Source organism: Planococcus donghaensis (assembly GCF_001687665.2).
In the GTDB taxonomy this organism is placed as follows: domain Bacteria; phylum Bacillota; class Bacilli; order Bacillales_A; family Planococcaceae; genus Planococcus; species Planococcus donghaensis.
In genome coordinates this window covers 2742822-2760279 of record NZ_CP016543.2, presented here as the reverse complement: position 1 = coordinate 2760279, position 17458 = coordinate 2742822, and the positions used below count along the sequence as shown (strand labels likewise).

General features: G+C 39.8%; 15 protein-coding genes. 12 read left to right on the top strand and 3 right to left on the bottom strand.

Annotation, left to right across the window (positions count from 1 at the left end; genetic code table 11):
- Positions 1-90 precede the first annotated feature (90 nt).
- Positions 91-1053, top strand: a complete 963-nt coding sequence (gene trhO, locus BCM40_RS13555) for an oxygen-dependent tRNA uridine(34) hydroxylase TrhO (protein WP_065525430.1) — start codon at positions 91-93, stop codon at positions 1051-1053.
- A gap of 167 nt (positions 1054-1220) precedes the next feature.
- Here trhO and BCM40_RS13550 read toward each other — a convergent pair whose 3' ends face one another.
- Positions 1221-2090 carry a MerR family transcriptional regulator gene (locus BCM40_RS13550; protein WP_238323729.1) on the bottom strand — a complete coding sequence of 290 codons (870 nt, stop codon included), beginning with the start codon at positions 2088-2090 and terminating at the stop codon, positions 1221-1223.
- A 250-nt stretch (positions 2091-2340) separates the two neighbouring features.
- On the opposite strand from BCM40_RS13550, the gene BCM40_RS13545 reads away from it, so the two are divergent.
- A complete protein-coding gene (locus BCM40_RS13545; RefSeq protein ID WP_065525432.1) occupies positions 2341-3822 on the top strand; it encodes an aldehyde dehydrogenase family protein in 1482 nt (493 codons plus the stop codon).
- A gap of 18 nt (positions 3823-3840) precedes the next feature.
- Positions 3841-5007, top strand: coding sequence for a saccharopine dehydrogenase family protein (locus BCM40_RS13540; RefSeq protein WP_065525433.1), 1167 nt, complete (start codon positions 3841-3843; stop codon positions 5005-5007).
- Between the two features lie 61 nt (positions 5008-5068).
- On the opposite strand, the gene BCM40_RS13535 is transcribed toward BCM40_RS13540, so the two are convergent.
- On the bottom strand, positions 5069-5980 hold the full coding sequence (locus BCM40_RS13535; protein ID WP_065525434.1) for a diacylglycerol/lipid kinase family protein: 912 nt from the start codon (positions 5978-5980) through the stop codon (positions 5069-5071).
- Positions 5981-6087: 107 nt separating this feature from the next.
- Between BCM40_RS13535 and BCM40_RS13530 the strand changes: the two genes are divergently transcribed.
- The 5 genes from BCM40_RS13530 (at position 6088) to BCM40_RS13510 (ending at position 12077) form a co-directional block, all read left to right on the top strand.
- Positions 6088-7269: an alanyl-tRNA editing protein gene (locus tag BCM40_RS13530; protein WP_065525435.1), complete on the top strand. Its 1182-nt coding sequence runs from the start codon at positions 6088-6090 to the stop codon at positions 7267-7269.
- A 67-nt stretch (positions 7270-7336) separates the two neighbouring features.
- Entirely contained in the window at positions 7337-9490 is a 2154-nt protein-coding gene (locus tag BCM40_RS13525) for a beta-propeller domain-containing protein (protein WP_065525436.1), read from the top strand.
- A 95-nt stretch (positions 9491-9585) separates the two neighbouring features.
- Positions 9586-10725 carry a zinc-dependent alcohol dehydrogenase gene (locus tag BCM40_RS13520; RefSeq protein ID WP_065525437.1) on the top strand — a complete coding sequence of 380 codons (1140 nt, stop codon included), beginning with the start codon at positions 9586-9588 and terminating at the stop codon, positions 10723-10725.
- 116 nt (positions 10726-10841) lie between these two features.
- Positions 10842-11597: a threonine/serine exporter family protein gene (locus BCM40_RS13515; RefSeq protein WP_065525438.1), complete on the top strand. Its 756-nt coding sequence runs from the start codon at positions 10842-10844 to the stop codon at positions 11595-11597.
- A gap of 12 nt (positions 11598-11609) precedes the next feature.
- Complete coding sequence (locus tag BCM40_RS13510) at positions 11610-12077, top strand: threonine/serine exporter family protein (protein ID WP_065525439.1); 468 nt, start codon at positions 11610-11612, stop codon at positions 12075-12077.
- A 571-nt stretch (positions 12078-12648) separates the two neighbouring features.
- Here BCM40_RS13510 and BCM40_RS13505 read toward each other — a convergent pair.
- Positions 12649-14655 (bottom strand): sensor domain-containing protein, encoded by a 2007-nt coding sequence (locus tag BCM40_RS13505; RefSeq protein WP_065525440.1) that lies wholly within the window; start codon positions 14653-14655, stop codon positions 12649-12651.
- Positions 14656-14850: 195 nt separating this feature from the next.
- Here BCM40_RS13505 and BCM40_RS16595 point away from each other — a divergent pair, with 195 nt between their 5' ends.
- From BCM40_RS16595 to BCM40_RS13490, 4 genes are read left to right on the top strand one after another with little or no spacing between them, the layout of a single operon-like run.
- A complete protein-coding gene (locus tag BCM40_RS16595) occupies positions 14851-15048 on the top strand; it encodes a hypothetical protein (RefSeq protein WP_238323728.1) in 198 nt (65 codons plus the stop codon).
- Positions 15048-15347 carry a copper resistance protein CopC gene (locus tag BCM40_RS16590; protein ID WP_238323786.1) on the top strand — a complete coding sequence of 100 codons (300 nt, stop codon included), beginning with the start codon at positions 15048-15050 and terminating at the stop codon, positions 15345-15347. The genes BCM40_RS16595 and BCM40_RS16590 overlap by 1 nt, the downstream gene beginning before the upstream one ends.
- Positions 15344-16405 (top strand): copper resistance D family protein, encoded by a 1062-nt coding sequence (locus BCM40_RS13495; protein ID WP_065525441.1) that lies wholly within the window; start codon positions 15344-15346, stop codon positions 16403-16405. Before BCM40_RS16590 ends, BCM40_RS13495 begins: the two co-directional genes overlap by 4 nt.
- A 55-nt stretch (positions 16406-16460) precedes the next feature.
- Complete coding sequence (locus BCM40_RS13490) at positions 16461-17393, top strand: DMT family transporter (protein WP_065525442.1); 933 nt, start codon at positions 16461-16463, stop codon at positions 17391-17393.
- Positions 17394-17458: the final 65 nt, after the last annotated feature.

Sequence of the window (17458 nt, the reverse complement as noted above, 5' to 3'; positions counted from 1 at the left end):
TGAAGTTTGCAGCTATTTGTTATAAAATGATTGAGGTTTTTACTGCTTTTTTGTAACAGAACCAAATAGAGAAAATAGGAGGTATGATTCATGCAAAATCATACACACAATGTTTTACTTTACTATCTATATACACCGATTGAAGATCCAGAAGCTTTTGCAGTTGAACATTTAGCAGCATGCAAAAAGTTAGAGTTGAAAGGCCGAATCCTTGTTTCAGAAGAAGGCATCAACGGTACATGTTCAGGCACAATCGAACAAACAGAAGCTTATATGGAAATGCTGAAAAACGATTCGCGGTTCTCAGACATCGCTTTTAAAATAGATGCTGCTGAAGGACATGCGTTTAAAAAAATGCACGTTCGTGCGAAAAAGGAAATTGTTCACCTTGGACTTGAAGACGATATCAATCCAAACGAACTAACAGGTACTTATTTAGAACCAAAAGAATTTTATAAACAAATGCAAGAGCAAGATACAATCGTATTGGATGCGCGAAACGATTACGAATATGATCTTGGCCATTTCCGTAATGCAGTTCGTCCTGATATTGAAAACTTCCGCGATCTTCCAGAATGGATTCGTGAAAACAAAGAACAATTTGAAGGTAAGAAGATTTTGACGTATTGCACAGGCGGAATCCGCTGTGAAAAATTCTCAGGTTGGTTGAAAAAAGAAGGATTTGAAGATGTTTCACAACTTCACGGAGGGATCGTGACTTACGGGAAAGATCCTGAAGTGAAAGGCGAACTATGGGATGGCCAATTATACGTTTTTGATGAGCGTATTGCCGTACCAGTAAACCAAGTAGAGCACGTCGTTGTTGGAAAAGATCATTTTACAGGCGAACCTTGTGAACGTTATGTAAACTGCGCAAACCCTGACTGTAATGCGAAAATCTTAACATCTGAAGAAAATGAGCATAAATACATGCGTTCATGTTCGGACGAGTGTCGTGAACATCCACGTAACCGTTATGCATTTGAACACGGTTTAACGGGAGAGCAAGTACAGTCGCGTCTCGATGCACTAAAAGAAACAACGGAAGTATAAGATGAAAAAGGTGTTGGAAGAGATTTCTTCCAACACCTTTTTTTACTTATTTTTCAATCTCTTCCTGGCACTCAAAACAGACTAGTTCACCGTCCATATAAACTCCCTCTAAAAAACCATCACGGCAATAAACGTCTTTACCACAATTACTGCACGGTCCAATCAGTTCAAGCATCCTGTAAACCTTCTGCATAGACGTACATGGCGTCTTTCAAGTATTTAGCTAAACCGTGACCATGCTGATCGATATTGCTTGCAAAGCGGCTGTCTGATGCATACAAATCACCTAGACCGCGAAACATTTTTGGTGAACATTCGTAAAAACGATTTAACAATGTATAATAAGCTTTCATTTCTTTTTGAACTGCTTCAGTCTGCGGAGGCAAATGCATCAAGCTGGCGACCGTATTGTAAATGCGGTTTCCTTCACGATTGATTTCTTCTAAATCTTCCTCTTCTTTTTCAATCACTGGTTCGCTTGTTGCGGATACCGCCTCTTCAGGTACAGCTGTTTCAACGGGGGCAACAGCAACTGCGACGGCTGATTCTTCATGAGTTTCAACATCTGCAAAGGAATGTTCTTCATGAGTTTCAAACGATTCTGTAATAGAATTTGCGGCAGGTTTTTGATACTTCTCCATCAAATCTTCAGCTTTACTACTGGCGAAAGCTGAAAAACGTTCTTGGTCAGTCAAACTTTCCAAGCCTTGTAACTCTTGCTGAGTGCGCTCAGCATTTTGGATCAACTTCTCAATGCGCTGCTTTTTTTGTTCCAATAAGTCAATATGCTGCGATAATGCATATTCACGATTAAAGCCATCCGCTACTAGTTCTTGAATTTTCTTTAATGAGAAATTCAATTCTTTCAGGAATAAAATTTGTTGAAGCAATTTCAAGTCTTCTCCGTTGTAATAACGATATCGGTTAGTTCCAATATTTGAAGGTTTTAATAAACCAATGCTGTCATAGTGGTGGAGAGTCCGAACACTGACGCCCGCTATTTTTGCTACTTCTTGTACTTTGTACAATCTAATCACCTCTCTCTTTAAAATACACTATAACGCACCGTTAGTGTCAATAGTTTAATAAAAAAGATGTCAAAATGTATTGTTTTTGTCTTATTTTAAATTTGTAAATCAGTTTAAAAAAGTTATTTTTCTATAAAAACAAAGTGTCACACTAGTAAAAAACAGAAATTTCAGATATCTCCTACTATTTTCTAGAAAACTATGAAATAATGAAGTTGAAAGCGCTATCAAAAGCTGGTAAATGAAAGGGGCAATGACGATGAAATTAACAAATTTTGTGAATGGCAAATGGCAACAAACAGAACAGGCGGAATTTAGACCTGTTTTGAATCCTGCTAATGGAGAAGAGTTAGCACAGGTCCGAATGTCTACAGCGCAAGATGTTGATTCGGCTGTGAAAGCTGCAGTAATCGCACAGAAAAAATGGGCCAAAGTACCGGCGCCTAAACGGGCAGATTATTTATATGAAATAGGTCGCTTAATGAAAGAGCGTAAAGAACAATTGGCTCAAGTGCTAACGAAAGAAATGGGCAAAGTTATCGAAGAAGGTCGTGGAGAAGTTCAAGAAGGAATCGACATGGCTTATTATATGGCTGGTGAAGGAAGACGGATGTTTGGGGAAACGACTCCATCAGAATTGGGAGACAAGTTTGCTATGAGTATTCGCTCCCCTATTGGGGTAGTGGGATTAATCACCCCATGGAATTTCCCGGTAGCAATTGCGACCTGGAAATCATTCCCTGCCATTGTGGGGGGGAATACATTTATTTGGAAGCCTGCAACGGAAACACCCATGATGGCCTATGAAATGGCGAAAATCTTTGAAGAAGTAGGCCTCCCTGAAGGTGTAGCTAATATTGTGTTTGGAGCCGGTTCAGAAGTTGGAACTGCACTTCTAGAACACAAAGACGTGCGAGTGATTTCGTTTACTGGATCGACAGAAACCGGTCGCAAAGTAGCAGAAGCAGGCGGTCGTAATTTGAAAAAAGTGTCACTTGAAATGGGCGGCAAAAATGCCGTGATCGTTATGGAAGATGCTGATTTGGATTTAGCTGTAGAAGGAATTCTTTGGAGTGCATTTGGGACAGCAGGTCAACGCTGTACAGCTTGCAGCCGAGTCATTGTGCATAAAGACGTTAAAGAAGAGCTTCAAAAACGATTATTATCAAAAATGGAATTACTGACAATTGGAGATGGCACCGATGAAAACATTAAAATTGGTCCAGTCATCAATCGAAAAGCGATTGAAAAAATTCATTCTTATATTGAAATCGGTCAGCAAGAAGGAGCGACGCTGCTGGTAGGTGGAGAAATATTGACAGGTGGTATATACGATAAAGGAAACTATTACGCTCCGACACTGTTCACAGATGTAACACCAGATATGCGCATAGCGCAGGAAGAGATTTTTGGTCCAGTCGTTTCCATTATTGAAGTAGCAAGTTTAGATGAGGCGATTGAGGTGAATAATGGCGTGATTTACGGATTATCCAGTTCAATTTATACAGCAGATGTAAACCGGGCATTTAAAGCGCAACGCGATTTAGACACAGGGATTGTCTATATTAATGCCGGTACAACAGGTGCAGAAATTCATTTGCCGTTTGGTGGCACAAAAGGTACCGGTAACGGTCACCGTGATTCAGGAGTGGCGGCATTAGATGTATTTACTGAATGGAAGAGTGTTTATGTTGATTACAGTGGAAAATTGCAGCGCGCGCAAATTGATAACGAAGCATAAAAGAAAGGGGATGGGGAGATGAAAGTTGTCGTATTAGGGGCAGGCTTAATGGGGAAACAAGCGGCTAGAGATTTGGTTTCTAATGAAGCTGTGAAAAAGGTTTATTTAGCCGATCGCAATAAAGATCAAGCGCTGCTTTTCAAAGAAAAACTTGGCAATAGCAAATTAGAAGTATTAGAGTTGGACGCTAGTAATGATGAGGAATTGGTGGCGGCAATTTCTAAAGGAGATATTGTTATTAATGCATTATTTTATACATTTAATGAAAAAGTGGCGGCTACTGCACTTTCATGTGGCGTGCATTCGGTCGATTTAGGTGGCCACATAGGTGGCGCTACAGATGCAGTACTTGAAATGCACGAAGAAGCGCAGAAAAAAGGTGTGACACTCATCCCCGATTTAGGTGTTGCTCCCGGAATGATTAACATTTTGACTGGATATGGTGCAAGTAAACTTGACCAAGTGTCAGGTATTCGCTTGTTTGTTGGGGGCATTCCAGTTCATCCTGAACCTCCATTAGAATACAATCATGTCTTTTCGTTAGAAGGAGTGTTTGATCATTACACCGATAAGTCGCACGTTATTCGTGATGGGAAGTTACTCGAAGTTGAATCTTTATCTGAAGTTGAACATGTGCAGTTTGAAGGTTTTGGCGAATTAGAAGCTTTCCATACTTCAGGAGGGACATCCACTTTAACGGAGACGTTTAGCGATGTTAATTCATTGGAATATAAAACGTTGCGCTATAAAGGGCACGCGGAGAAATTTAAATTATTGGTAGAGTTGGGGCTAACGGATCGAACAAAAACAGTCACGATTGATAACCGTGAAGTCAATCTTCGGGCAGTCTTAAAAGCTGTACTGGAGCCGATAACAGAACTAGGAGACAAACAAGACGCTGTCGTTTTACGAGTGACGGTGTCAGGTGTTAAGGCTGGAGAAGAAGTTACGTATGAATACAATATGGTAACGGTAAAAGACCAAGAAACAGGGGTTACAGCGATGGCACGTGCAACAGCTTATACCATTTCTGTAGTAGCGCAAATGATCGGGAATGGAATCATTAATAAGCGTGGTGCCTATCCTCCCGAAATGATTGTTCCGGGGGAAGAATATATCGCTGAAATGGCGAAGCGTGGTGTCGAAATTAAAGAAACCATTCATCGCTCAGCTTTTCAAAAATAAAAGAATTGACGAAATATATTAATTGAAAAGGGGGCTTCCTTTAGGAGCCGCCCTTTTTTGTTCAAATGATATCTTCAAGTTGTTTGGGGACTAACATCTTTAAGCTTCCAGGTTGAACTTCGATATTGAGCGGTGTTTTCAAATAAATTTCGCCATCTGTATCAACGTCCAACTTTTCTTCGGTGGTAATGGAAATGGATTGACCTTGGTAATGCGTAATATGTTCCAACTCTTCTGTCACAACTTCTGGTTGAGCAAGTGAAAACCATTCACGAATCGCTGATAAAGAGGAAGTTTGAATAACAAATAAATCGAGCAAGCCATCTGTGGGATCAATAGTTGCCATTGGGAAATTGTGTGTACCAATCGACTTTCCGTTCATGACTAAGACGAGTACACCTTCTTCTGTATAACTAATGCCATCAATTTTCAACTCGACTGAAAAGGGAGTGGCTTGTCGCATCGATTGCAGAGCACTCATAAAGTAACTAATTTTTCCGTAACGTTCTTTTAATGTAGGATCAATATTGGAGGAGGCATCGGTAATGACCCCAATTCCTGCGAAATTCAGAAATGATCCCCCATTAATTTTTCCGGTATCAATTTCTTTAATATCACCGTTGATCAGTTCTGTCGCTGCTAAATCTAAGTCTAACGGTATATTCAAAGTGCGGGCAAAGTCGTTGGCTGTACCACTCGGCAATATGGCCATTGGCGCAGGATTAGAAATGTCAGCTAATGCACGCACTGCGGAGTGGACAGTGCCATCGCCGCCTGCGATAAAAAGAATGTCTGCATCTGTTGCAGCAGTCTGACAAGCATTTTCAAATTCTTCTGGTGAAGCCGTTTGAATAATTTCAAGCGAGTGTGATGCTTGCGCAATGTGTGGAACGGCCAGTCTCAGAACAGAGTCTACCGTAGACTGTCCTGCATTGCCGTTATACAATAATACGGAACGATTGAACTTAGGCATGTCATCTGTCCTCCTGTAAGTCTATTTACTCCTGTAATTCCACTAAAAGAAATTTAGTAAACAATAGTATGAAAGTAACTGTATTAAGTTAAGAAAGAAGGTTCGATATGACAACGAAATTGTATTATCAAGATTCAGAGATTTCTTCAGCAGTAGTTCAAGTAATCGATAATGGAAAAGACGAAACTGGCTATTATGCTATTTTAGATCAAAGTTTTTTTTATCCAGAAGGAGGCGGCCAGCCTGCAGATACAGGCGAGATAGGGCCCGCAAAAGTGTTGGATGTACAATCGAACAATGGTGAAATTCGTCATTATACCGATATGGAGGTACCAAAAGAACGTTTTTCTGCTCAATTGGATAGACAAAGAAGACGGGATCATATGCAACAGCATGCAGGTCAACATTTGTTGAGCGCTTTGTTTGAAGATACGCTAGGCTTAAAAACACAAAGTTTTCACTTAGGAAAAGAACGCGTGACAATCGATTTGGATTTGGATACAGCAACAAAAGAGCAACTTCTTGATATTGAAAAAAGAGCTAACGAACTTATTGGTCAAGCTCTTCCAATTTCTACGAATTGGGTAAGTTCGGAAAAAGCTCAAACATTAAATTTGAGAAAGCCACCTGCAGTAGAAGGGGACATTCGCTTAGTTGAAATTGAGGGGATTGATTTGAATGCCTGTGGAGGCACACATCCAAAAAGTACGGCAGAAATCGGGTTACTAAAAATCATTTCAACTGAAAAAAACAAAGGCGGCATGAGGGTTTATTTTTTGTGTGGCGATCGAGCATTACAGTATTTTGATTTCTTATTGGAAACTACCGATCAATTGGTGGTTCAGCTAAATGCGCCTGCTGTTGAATTGAAGCAAGCGACAGACACTTTGCTGGCAGATAAGGCTACTATGAGTAAAACGATAAAAAACCTTCAAGAGCAATTGTTAAACTTAGAAGCAAAAACGATTATCCCAGAAAATCATCTTATACAAGAAGTATTCGAAAACCGGTCGATAAAAGAATTGCAACAGCTTGCTCGACTTGTCATCGGCCAGCATCCATCGGCAATAGCGCTGTTTATCAGTAGTACAGATGGCGACACGCGTTTTGTTTGTGCTAAAGGTGAGGATGCACCTGGAGATATGCGAGAAGTATTAAAACAGCTTCTTGCATTGACCGATGGCAAAGGGGGCGGAAATGTCCAATTTGCTCAAGGTGGAGGCAAAACGACAAAATCTCCAGCAACATTCTTATCTACATTTCAGACGGCATTAAAAAAAATTATGTGAAATGTGTAACTTTTCCAGTGCTCTCCTGTCTAATAGAAAAAGAGATGTCTGAAAGGGCGTGAGCGTCATGAAGAAGAAAAAGTTTTGGATTATTGCAATCATGGCCGTTTTAGCAGTTGGATTAGTATTTGTTGTGATCAATAACAAAGTATCAGTAAGTGCTTCTCCAATCGCTTTAACGGAACAAGGATGGAAAGCCAATTTCTCTTCATCTCTCCAGCAAGAAGCTGTGGAGAAAGGTGACGTGTATATTACGGATGCACAGAACAACCGTGTAGAAGCCGAAATGTACATCCAGGATAATGGCAAGACACTCGAAGTAGTAGGCATCAACACTGGAGAATACCGTTTGCATATTAAACGAGCTGCATTAAAAAATCGATTTTTTAAAAATTTAACGGATACGGAAATTTCATTTGTTGTGCAGGAACAATTAGAAAAACTATCAGGTGAAGAACAATTGCGAGATTATTTTAGCCGATTGATGGAGATGTATCAAAATAATCAACGGTACGATGTTGGTATAGAAGAAACAGCAGAGTCCTCAGACTCAAGTGCTAGTCAAAGCGATGGTGGCGGAGCAGAAGGTGATTATTCAACTACTAACAACCAAGTGGAAGGGGTAGATGAAGCAGATTTGGTGAAAACCGATGGCTCTTACATTTATTCGATCAGCGAATCACGAGTTGTGATTTCAGATGTTCGAAATCCGCAGGAAATGACAATCGCGGCGGAACTTCCATTTACAGAAAACATGTACCCGGAGCAGCTTTTCTTAACAGAAGATACACTTGTAGTTATGGGGAGCCGTTATTCGGCCTATCCGAACATGACTGCTCGGATGCCGCATAGCTGGACACCACAAATTGGTGTTACTTCTGTGTATTTGTATGATGTTAGCAACCCTCAATCTCCTCAATTGATTCGAGAGTTTGGAACCGAAGGGTATTTGAATGGTGCTAGGCTGACGAACAATATCCTTTATTTTGTAACAAACGTTTACCCAGACTATTGGATGTTGGAAGAACAAGATGAGCCGGAACTTCGTCCTCATCAGTACGATTCGAAAAAAGGCGGAGAACTTCAGCCTGTTCCTTATGACAGCATTGCGATTCTGCCCGGAACGATGGAAGGCAGTTATAGCGTAATTACAGCAATGGATTTAACGGCTCCCGAAACCAATGATATCTCAACAGATGGTTTTTTAGGCGGTAGTGAACAGCTTTATATGAACGAAGACCATTTGTATTTAACAGCGCCTGCATACGTGCCTTTAGACGATGAAGAAATGCGGGATGGTCGAAGAATGGATATTTGGTTTCCGCAACAAGCCAATACGGAAGTTTTTAAATTTGGGTTAACGGGCGCAACTGTTGAATTTATCGCTTCTGCAGAAATAACAGGCGCGTTGCTCAACCAATTTTCGATGGATGAATTCGATGGCCATTTCCGAGCGGTAACGACAGAAGGAATTGCCTGGGATTTAACTACTCCTTCAAAAAATCATTTATTTGTTTTAGACCAACAGATGAATCAAGTAGGATCGGTAGAAGATTTGGCAAAAGGTGAGCGAATTTATTCGGCACGGTTCATTAAAGATAAAGCTTACATGGTAACTTTTAAAGAAACAGATCCGTTGTTTGTTATCGATGTCTCGACGCCATCTTCTCCAAAAGTACTTGGTGAATTGAAAATACCAGGTTTCTCAAATTACTTACACCCATTGGATGACAATCATTTAATCGGTTTTGGTTATGATACGAAGCTAGTACCTGTAAAAAATGGAGAACCGCGTGTTGTGACGGGGGGCATGAAGATTTCATTGTTTGATGTCAGTGACTTTGAAAACCCTCTAGAAAAAGACACTGAGATTATCGGGGGACCAGGAACTTACTCTGCGCTACAATACGATCACAAAGCTTTGTTTACTCATCAAAAGAAAAATCTCTTTGGCTTCCCCGTAAGCTTATACGATGAAGCTTCTGATGAGTATATAGAGTTTCAAGGTGAAGGAGCATTGATTTACACAATTACGACTGACGGTATTTCACAAGCAGCAAGCTTAATCGAACAAGCCAATAATCAGTATGGAGATTGGAATACTTTTGTTCAACGCCTTCTTTATATTGATGACGAACTGTATACCGTAGCAAATGGTGAAATAAAGAGCTATGAATTAGAAAGTTTTGAACCGATTGCTACGTTGGAATTTGATAAATAAGAAAGAAGCGAATACATTTCGCTTCTTTTTTTAGGTTTTAAATAATCGGAAAAGGGAAGATGAGGAATATTCTGAATAATACTGGAGGGATAATAATGAAGGCAGTTACATTTCAAGGCACAAAAGATATGAGGGTGAAAGAAGTGAAAGATCCTGAAATCCAGAAAAAAGACGATATTATTGTCAAAATAACATCAACAGCTATTTGTGGTACAGATCTACATATTTATCAAGGAGCATTGCCGACTACAAAAGACACGGTCATCGGACATGAGCCAATGGGAATTGTAGAAGAAGTCGGACCAGAGGTTACTAAAGTAAAAAAAGGAGATCGCATTGTACTGCCTTTTAACATTAGTTGTGGTCAGTGTTTCTATTGTAGCAATGAAATGGAGAGTCAATGTGATAATTCAAATAGCAACCCTCATTTTGATACGGGCGCATATTTTGGATTAACAGAACGTTACGGGGATTATTCTGGTGGCCAGGCAGAGTACTTGCGTGTACCTTATGGGAATTTTACTCCTTTAGTAATTCCAGAGTCCTCAGAACTAGAAGATGAATCGTTGTTATTTTTGTCGGATGTTTTACCTACTGCGTGGTGGAGTGTAGAACATGCAGGCGTGAAAAAAGGCGATACAGTTGTTGTTCTCGGATGCGGTCCAATTGGTCTGATGGCTCAAAAATTTGCATGGATGCAAGGTGCGAGCCGCGTTATTGCAGTGGATGAAATTCCTTATCGGATGGAACTTGCTAAAAAAATAAACAATGTAGAGATTGTTGACTTCAGCCAGCATGATAATACTGGGGCTTTAATTCATGAAATCACGCAAGGAGGAGCCCGTATTGTAATTGATTGTGTAGGAATGGACGGAAAAAAATCCCCGGCAGAGGCTGTCCAGCAAAAACTGATGTTACAAGGTGGTACGCTCGGTGCTATTAACATCGCAAAAGATGCTGTTAGTAAATTTGGAACCATTCAATTGACCGGTGTTTATGGATTGACTTATAATCAGTTTCCACTTGGAAATATGTTTGAGCGGAATGTTACCTTGAAAATGGGACAAGCCCCAGTTATCCACTTGATGCCTATGCTTTACAAAAAAATTGAAAATGGCGAATTTGATCCACGAGAAATCATTTCGCACGTTATGCCTTTGGAAAGTGCAAGTGATGCTTACCAAATTTTTAATGACCATCAAGATAACTGTACAAAAGTTGTATTAAAGCCGTAGTTATTAACATGCCTATAACAAGCCCTTTCAAACGCTCCGATTTATTGGGGCGTTTAGTTTTTTGTTTAATTGCGTTATGATAAGAAAAGAAATCGACTGTGAAAGGAGAGGAACAAGTGGCGCAAATAGGAGAAACGAGCCGTGAACTTGCCTTGGATTGTTTTCTACTAGCTGGTAGAATCATGATGGAAAGTGGCGCAGAAACGTATCGTGTTGAAGATACAATGATTCGAATGGCAGTGTCGCAAAATATGGTGAATTCCCATTGTTTCGTGACACCATCAGGTATCATGTTTTCTCCAAGTGAAGAGCTAGCTACACGATTTGTACGTATTAATAATCGAAGTACGGACCTTGAGCGGGTGGCTCTTATTAATTCGGTTTCTCGGAAATTGGTAGCAGGAGAATATACATTACGACAGGCTTACGATGAAATGTTAATTATCGATCAAACCAATTATCGATTTCATATATGGATTCAAATTTTGGCTGCTGCGGTAGCGAGTGGCTGTTTCTTTATTTTGTTAGGTGGAAATTGGAAAGACCTCCCATTCGCATTTCTATTTGGTGGGACTGGCTTTATCATTGTAGAAACCATTTTAATAGAAACGCGAGTGAAGATATTTGCAGAGTTTATCGGCTCTTTTGTGATTGGGATTTTGGCATCGCTTGTAGTTTATACAGGGTTTGCAACAGATTTAGATACTTTGATCATTGGATCAATTATGCCGCTTGTGCCCGGGTTACTTATAACAAACGCGGTACGCGACTTGATGGCAGGTCATTTTATGTCCGGTTTATCTAAAGGAGCAGAAGCATTTTTAACAGCGTTTGCAATCGGAGCAGGTATTGCGGTCGTTTTATCATTTTAAGGAGGAGATCAGATGAACTGGCCATTAGAAGCATTTCTCAGCTTTATGGCTGCAGGCGCATTTGGCGTCATCTTTAATACGCCACGTCGTACATTAATCAGTTGTGGTCTAGTAGGTATGAGTGGTTGGCTTATTTACCGCATATTTTTCCTGACTTTCGAAGATCCGGTGCAAGCTTCTTTTGCAGGTGCGTTTGTTGTTTCAATTGTGGCCCATTTGTTAGCTAAAAAGTTTCGTATGCCAATGATTATTTTTAGTATTGCAGGGATTATTCCTTTAGTACCCGGAAGTAAAGCATATAACGCTATGCGCAAAATTGTAGAAAATGATTATTTAGAGGCTATTGCGTTTGCCTCAGAAGCAATGATGATTTCTGGAGCTGTTGCGATGGGGTTGGTATTTGCAGAAGTAATCATGCAGCTGTTTTTTAAGCGGCAAGCTAAAAGAATACAGAAAAAAATGGGTCTGACACAAGAATAATTCTTGTTTGTCAGGCCCATTTTTTTAGGATTTTTTGAAGTTTTGGGTGTAGGCAGCTTGCGCTTTTCTAAGTTGTCTAGCTTCAGCTGCCAGATTCTAGGGTCATAAGCCACTCCGGCTGTGTGGTTGAAAACATGCCACGTCGCCTGAGCGTCTTATGCCCGTCGAATCTCCACGGCAGCTTGCGCTTTTCTTGATGTCTAGCTTCAGCTGCCAGTCCCTCGAGTCGCTTCAGCCTTTCCGCCAATGGCTGAAGAACGCCATTAACTGCAAGGCTTCCAGCGCTTGTCGGGACTACACGGCAGCTTGCGCTTTTCTAAGTTGTCTAGCTCCAGCTGCCAGTCCCTCGAGTCGCTTCAGCCTTTCCCGCCAATGGCTGAAGAACGCCATTAACGGCAAGGCTTCCAGCGCTTGTCGGGACTACATGGCAGCTTGCGCTTTTCTAAGTTGTCTAGCTCCAGCTGCCAGATTCTAGGGTCATAAGCCACTCCGGCTGTGTGGCTGAAAACATGCCACATCGCCTGAGCGTCTTATGCCCGTCGAATCTACACGGCAGCTTGCGCTTTTCTTGTTACCCCAGCCATTTTTCTAGGTCTGTGGCTGTCATCGGGTGCCCGATGATGTAGCCTTGTAGGCTGTCGCATCCCATAGCGCGTAGAAGTTCAAATTGTTCATTTGTTTCGACACCTTCGGCAGTTACTTGGAAATCAAGTGATTTACCAAATTGAATCATACCGTTGATTAGTTTTTGTATTCTTTCTTGCTTGGTAATAGACTGGATAATCATTTGATCTATTTTTATTGAAGATATTGGCAATAAGAGCATGTAGCGGAACGAAGCATATCCAGTTCCGAAGTCATCCAATGCAAACGTGATTCCTTCTTGATGGAGGTTCTTCATTTGAGCCATAATTGAACGTTCGGCTTCAGCTTCTAATGCAAATTTTTCGGTGATTTCAATCATTAGGGAACTTGGGTGACAGTCATTCAGCTTTAAATTTTCAAGTAACATCTTCGCCATATCTTTATCTCTAAATTCATGAATTGACGAGTTAATGCTAATTTGAAGGTCGATATTTTTGGCTTTCCAATCACTTAATTGACGACAAGCCGTTTCAACAACAAAACTACCAATTTTGTTGATCAAGCCGTTTTCTTCTGCAATTGGAATTAGTTCATCAGGAGTAACAACGCCAATTTCTGAATCGGTCCAACGGACAAATGCTTCTACACGTTCAACTTTACCATTTGCTAAGTTAACAATTGGCTGGTATAAAAGCTGTAAGTTTTTGCGGTCTAAAGCGTAGATTAAGTGTTTTTCAATAGCAGCTTTCCGGCTTAATCGTTCATGATCATCAGGAGTCAACGCGGATATCTCGCTACCTCCACGTTCTTTTACCTTTTTAATGGTGGCGTAGGAAGCTTTGATTAGATGCATAAAGCTATGTTGATCTTCAGGATACTTGGTAATAGCTCCGCTAACCGTCAATGGTACGGCTGTTCCTTGTAAGTAAATAGGATGCTGCTGCAAATAATGAAGGAAACCTTCAATAAACCAATTGCTTAATGGCGTGACTAAAGCGAACTCATGCAAACCGGCACGCGTAATAATCGAGTCGGAAAAGTACATGCGAAGACGTTTCGTAAATTCAATAAGTAATTCATTTTCAACATCTGTATCTGAGACATCGCGCAATGTATAGAAACGATCAATATCCATGAAAACAAAGGAGAAATGACGACCTTCTTCTATGTATTCGTTGACGATTTGTTCCAATCTATGTCGATTTTCTAGACCAGTTACAGGGTCGATAAATGCAATTTCTTCAAGGTGTTTTTGGGCTTGTTTATTAGCTGTGATGTCTTTTTCAAGGAAAATGTAATATGTATCTTCACTCGATAATTGCATCGGAATAGCCGTTAACTCGACCCAATAAATTCCTCCATCTTTTTTGACTTTTTTCGCTTCGCCGTTCCAAACTTCTCCTTGTCGTAAGGTAGATAAGATTGAGTCGACAAATTGAACGTCTTCAGTGCTGTCTCCGAACATATGCCATACAGGTTTTCCTAAAATTCGTTTAGGTGTCCATTTACTCAATTTTAAAAATAGTGGGTTGGCATACGTAATTAAAAATTCTTGATCAAAATATAGCAGCATAAAAGAGTCATCTAAACCATTACGTAAATGGTTTAACTCAATAGAAGAAGAGCCATCTTTATCTGCTTCGTTCATTTCGTAAATGGTCATCACATATTGTTGACCATCGAATGTGTAGGATTTAGCTACTACAGTCGTATAAGTTGTAACTCCGCCACCTAATTCTATTTCAATGTTTTCAAATCTGACAGATTCTTCAGTATGTAATAGCTTGTCCCATGAGTGCTTGTTTAATGCAGCTTTTTCGGGATTCATATATGAAGAAAGTTGACCTATAACCGATTCGGCTTCTATTTGGAAAACGTGCTCAGCGTGCTGATTGCACCATGTAACTAAGCCGTCTTTATCGAGTATGATAATTGGGAAGGGAATGTGGTTGAAAACAAGGGTGTCAGTTAGGTTTTCTTTTATTTCGCTCATTCATTGACGCTCCTTAACCGTAGTTTACTTTCATTATAGAGAAGAAAAGGTCTATCGTCATCCTTTTCAAAATAATCTCTACTCAGATTTGTGGAATTTTTCTGTCCTTTCCTTAGTAATCGTGAGAGAATAGGCATAAATCATATGAAAATTGAGGTAAATAGATGAATAAAAAATTTTCGGCTTCTTTTTTTAATGATCATTTTTCCTTTTTCGGTGCAAGCTCATACAGCTCTACTTTTTTCTACACTGAGTGAAGGTCAAAATATTGCAGAAGAGTTAACAAAAGCAGAGTTGGTTTTTGATACAAATATTCAAGAAGGTAGTACGATGAGCATTGAAGGAGAAACAGGATCTTTTGAATTTGAAGATATTGTGATTAAAAAAATGTGATGACCGGGAACTTTAGTACAACCTTGCCAAACGGTTCTTATCGTATTGTATGGAACATTATTGGACAAGACGGCCATCCGATTGAAGGAGACGTTGCGTTCGGCTTGTCAGTCGAAGTCGAAAAAAAAATAGAGTTGGCAAATACTCCTATGGTAAGTGAAACAGCAAGCGCAACTGAGAAAAAATTAGTAGAATCCAAAACTGAAAAAAACAATGATGTACGAGTAACGATTCTATTAGTACTCGCTGCAGTTCTAGTAGTTTACGGAATTTATAAACTGAGGGTGAAGAAGACATGATTTTCTTAACGGCATTTGCAGACGTTCTTTTATATATTGCTTTTTCTTATTTAGCAGGTTCTATTTTGTTACAATTTGTTCCAGAAAACCGTAAACCCTTGTTATCAAGCTCTAAAGTTTTGTTATTAATGAGCATTGCTGGTATAGTCCTTTTATCATTTGCTCCTGTTTATGAACTGGCTATACTTTTGCAAAACAGTCAAAGTTCGATTGAAGCTTTTCGAACAGCGATTACAGAGTTTCGTATAGGCCAAGGATGGATAATTACATTATTGCTGAGTGTTATTTTAGCGATTGCGATTTACTTAAATGGAAATCGATACATACAAGCACTATATGTGCTACTACTCTTTTTGACTGTTGGATTTTATAGTCACATTTCGACGATTGATCTATGGGTTGGTTTTGCTCTACATTCGAGTCACTTTCTTTTAATGTCAATGTGGACAGGCGTGCTGTTACATGTCGCATGGTTTGCAAAAAATGGCGCAAATTGGCGTCCTTTTTTAGCATGGTTCACGCCTTTTGCAATAATCTGTGTTGCAGGAGTAATTGCTAGCGGAATTGTCATTATGTTTTTTTTCGTGGCACCTGCAGATTATACAGATTCGTGGGCGTTGCCTTATGGTCAGTTACTTCTACTAAAGCATATTAGTATTATTCCAGTTCTTCTGGCGGCGATGATTAATGGATTTCTTAACAAGCAAAAAGAATTTCAACGAGTTTGGTTAAAAGTTGAAAGTTTGCTATTACTTTTTGTTTTTGTTTTCACGGCCTTTATGAGCAAACAAGCCCCACCTCATGATGTGAATGATACACTACGGAGTGAAGGCAGTGGGTGGCTTGTTGATAAGCTATCAGGGCCTCTTTACATCCCTATTACTGCTGAGTTAGATGCGACATTAAATGGTACTTTACTATTGATCGTAAGTTTTTCACTACTGATCGTCATGTTAGTAGCTTTTTTTAAAAAAGCAAATGCGTGGTTGTCTCTCGTTTTCAGTATTGGCTTTATTTGTTGCTTTTATATCGGCTTGATGATGAATCTATCATTTTAATAAAGAACTAAACCAATCTTTTAAGGTTGGTTTTTCTATAGGGAGGAGTATGGAAATGGAACGTCTAAAAGGAGTTTCTATGATATTGATTGGAGCTATCATGTGGGGAGCCACTGGCCCATTAATGGAATGGGTAATGAATAATTACGTTGTTTCAGTGCCATTTATCATAACGTTGCGTCTAACGGTAGCAGGCACGTTCCTACTCTTGTTCTTGAAATTGAAAGGTGTTCGCATTACAGCTATTTTCCGCAATAAATTTTGGATTCGGCCATTACTAATTTTTTCTTTGTTTGGCATGTTGGGTGCCCAATACAGCTTTGTTGCAGCAATCGAGGCAAGTAATGCTGTAGTAGCCACGCTCATGCAATTTTTAGCGCCGGTTTATATTATTTTTTTTGTCTCCATAACTCATAAAAAATTTCCCCCTCTCTATCAAGTGATTGGGATGGTGGGAACTTTGGCTGGTTTGTTTTTGTTACTCACAAATGGAAAACCAGATCAACTGATTATTAGCGCTGAAGCTTTGTTTTGGGGAGTTTTGGTAGGTCTAGCTTTTACTTTTTATACGCTCTATCCCGCACGCCTTATGCAGGAATGGGGTGTGTTACTCATTGTTGCATGGTCCATGCTTTTTGGCGGAATTTTTATAGGGTTGGTCAATCCAATCACATTTATTAATGAATTCGCGATTTTAGCAGTACCTGCAGTCAGTGGTTCGATTTTAGGAATTATTATATTTGGAACTGCCGCATTTGTATTATTCCTTAGTAGCATGCGTTTTATTACACCTGTGGAAACAAGTATTTTGTCCTCTTTTGAACCATTAACGGCAATGGTTATCTCCATGTTTTGGTTTGGTCACATCTTGTCTCCTATTCAATTAGGAGGCGCACTGGCAATGTTAGTATTTGTCGCATGGTTATCTCTTGCTGGAAATCCGAAAAAGAAGAAAAAAAAGAGTCGAGTGCCTCAGGTTATCAACTAAAAAAATAGAGAGTCAAAGAAAAACGACATCTTATTACGGTGTCGTTTTTTGAATTGGGTAAAAAT

Bases quoted from the DNA above. Each gene is read 5' to 3' on its own strand.
- trhO (WP_065525430.1), top strand. From the start codon at position 91: ATGCAAAATCATACACACAATGTTTTACTTTACTATCTATATACACCG.
- BCM40_RS13545 (WP_065525432.1), top strand. From the start codon at position 2,341: ATGAAATTAACAAATTTTGTGAATGGCAAATGGCAACAAACAGAACAG.
- BCM40_RS13540 (WP_065525433.1), top strand. From the start codon at position 3,841: ATGAAAGTTGTCGTATTAGGGGCAGGCTTAATGGGGAAACAAGCGGCT.
- BCM40_RS13535 (WP_065525434.1), bottom strand. From the start codon at position 5,980: ATGCCTAAGTTCAATCGTTCCGTATTATTGTATAACGGCAATGCAGGA.
- BCM40_RS13530 (WP_065525435.1), top strand. From the start codon at position 6,088: ATGACAACGAAATTGTATTATCAAGATTCAGAGATTTCTTCAGCAGTA.
- BCM40_RS13525 (WP_065525436.1), top strand. From the start codon at position 7,337: ATGAAGAAGAAAAAGTTTTGGATTATTGCAATCATGGCCGTTTTAGCA.
- BCM40_RS13520 (WP_065525437.1), top strand. From the start codon at position 9,586: ATGAAGGCAGTTACATTTCAAGGCACAAAAGATATGAGGGTGAAAGAA.
- BCM40_RS13510 (WP_065525439.1), top strand. From the start codon at position 11,610: ATGAACTGGCCATTAGAAGCATTTCTCAGCTTTATGGCTGCAGGCGCA.
- BCM40_RS13505 (WP_065525440.1), bottom strand. From the start codon at position 14,655: ATGAGCGAAATAAAAGAAAACCTAACTGACACCCTTGTTTTCAACCAC.
- BCM40_RS16595 (WP_238323728.1), top strand. From the start codon at position 14,851: ATGATCATTTTTCCTTTTTCGGTGCAAGCTCATACAGCTCTACTTTTT.
- BCM40_RS16590 (WP_238323786.1), top strand. From the start codon at position 15,048: ATGACCGGGAACTTTAGTACAACCTTGCCAAACGGTTCTTATCGTATT.
- BCM40_RS13495 (WP_065525441.1), top strand. From the start codon at position 15,344: ATGATTTTCTTAACGGCATTTGCAGACGTTCTTTTATATATTGCTTTT.
- BCM40_RS13490 (WP_065525442.1), top strand. From the start codon at position 16,461: ATGGAACGTCTAAAAGGAGTTTCTATGATATTGATTGGAGCTATCATG.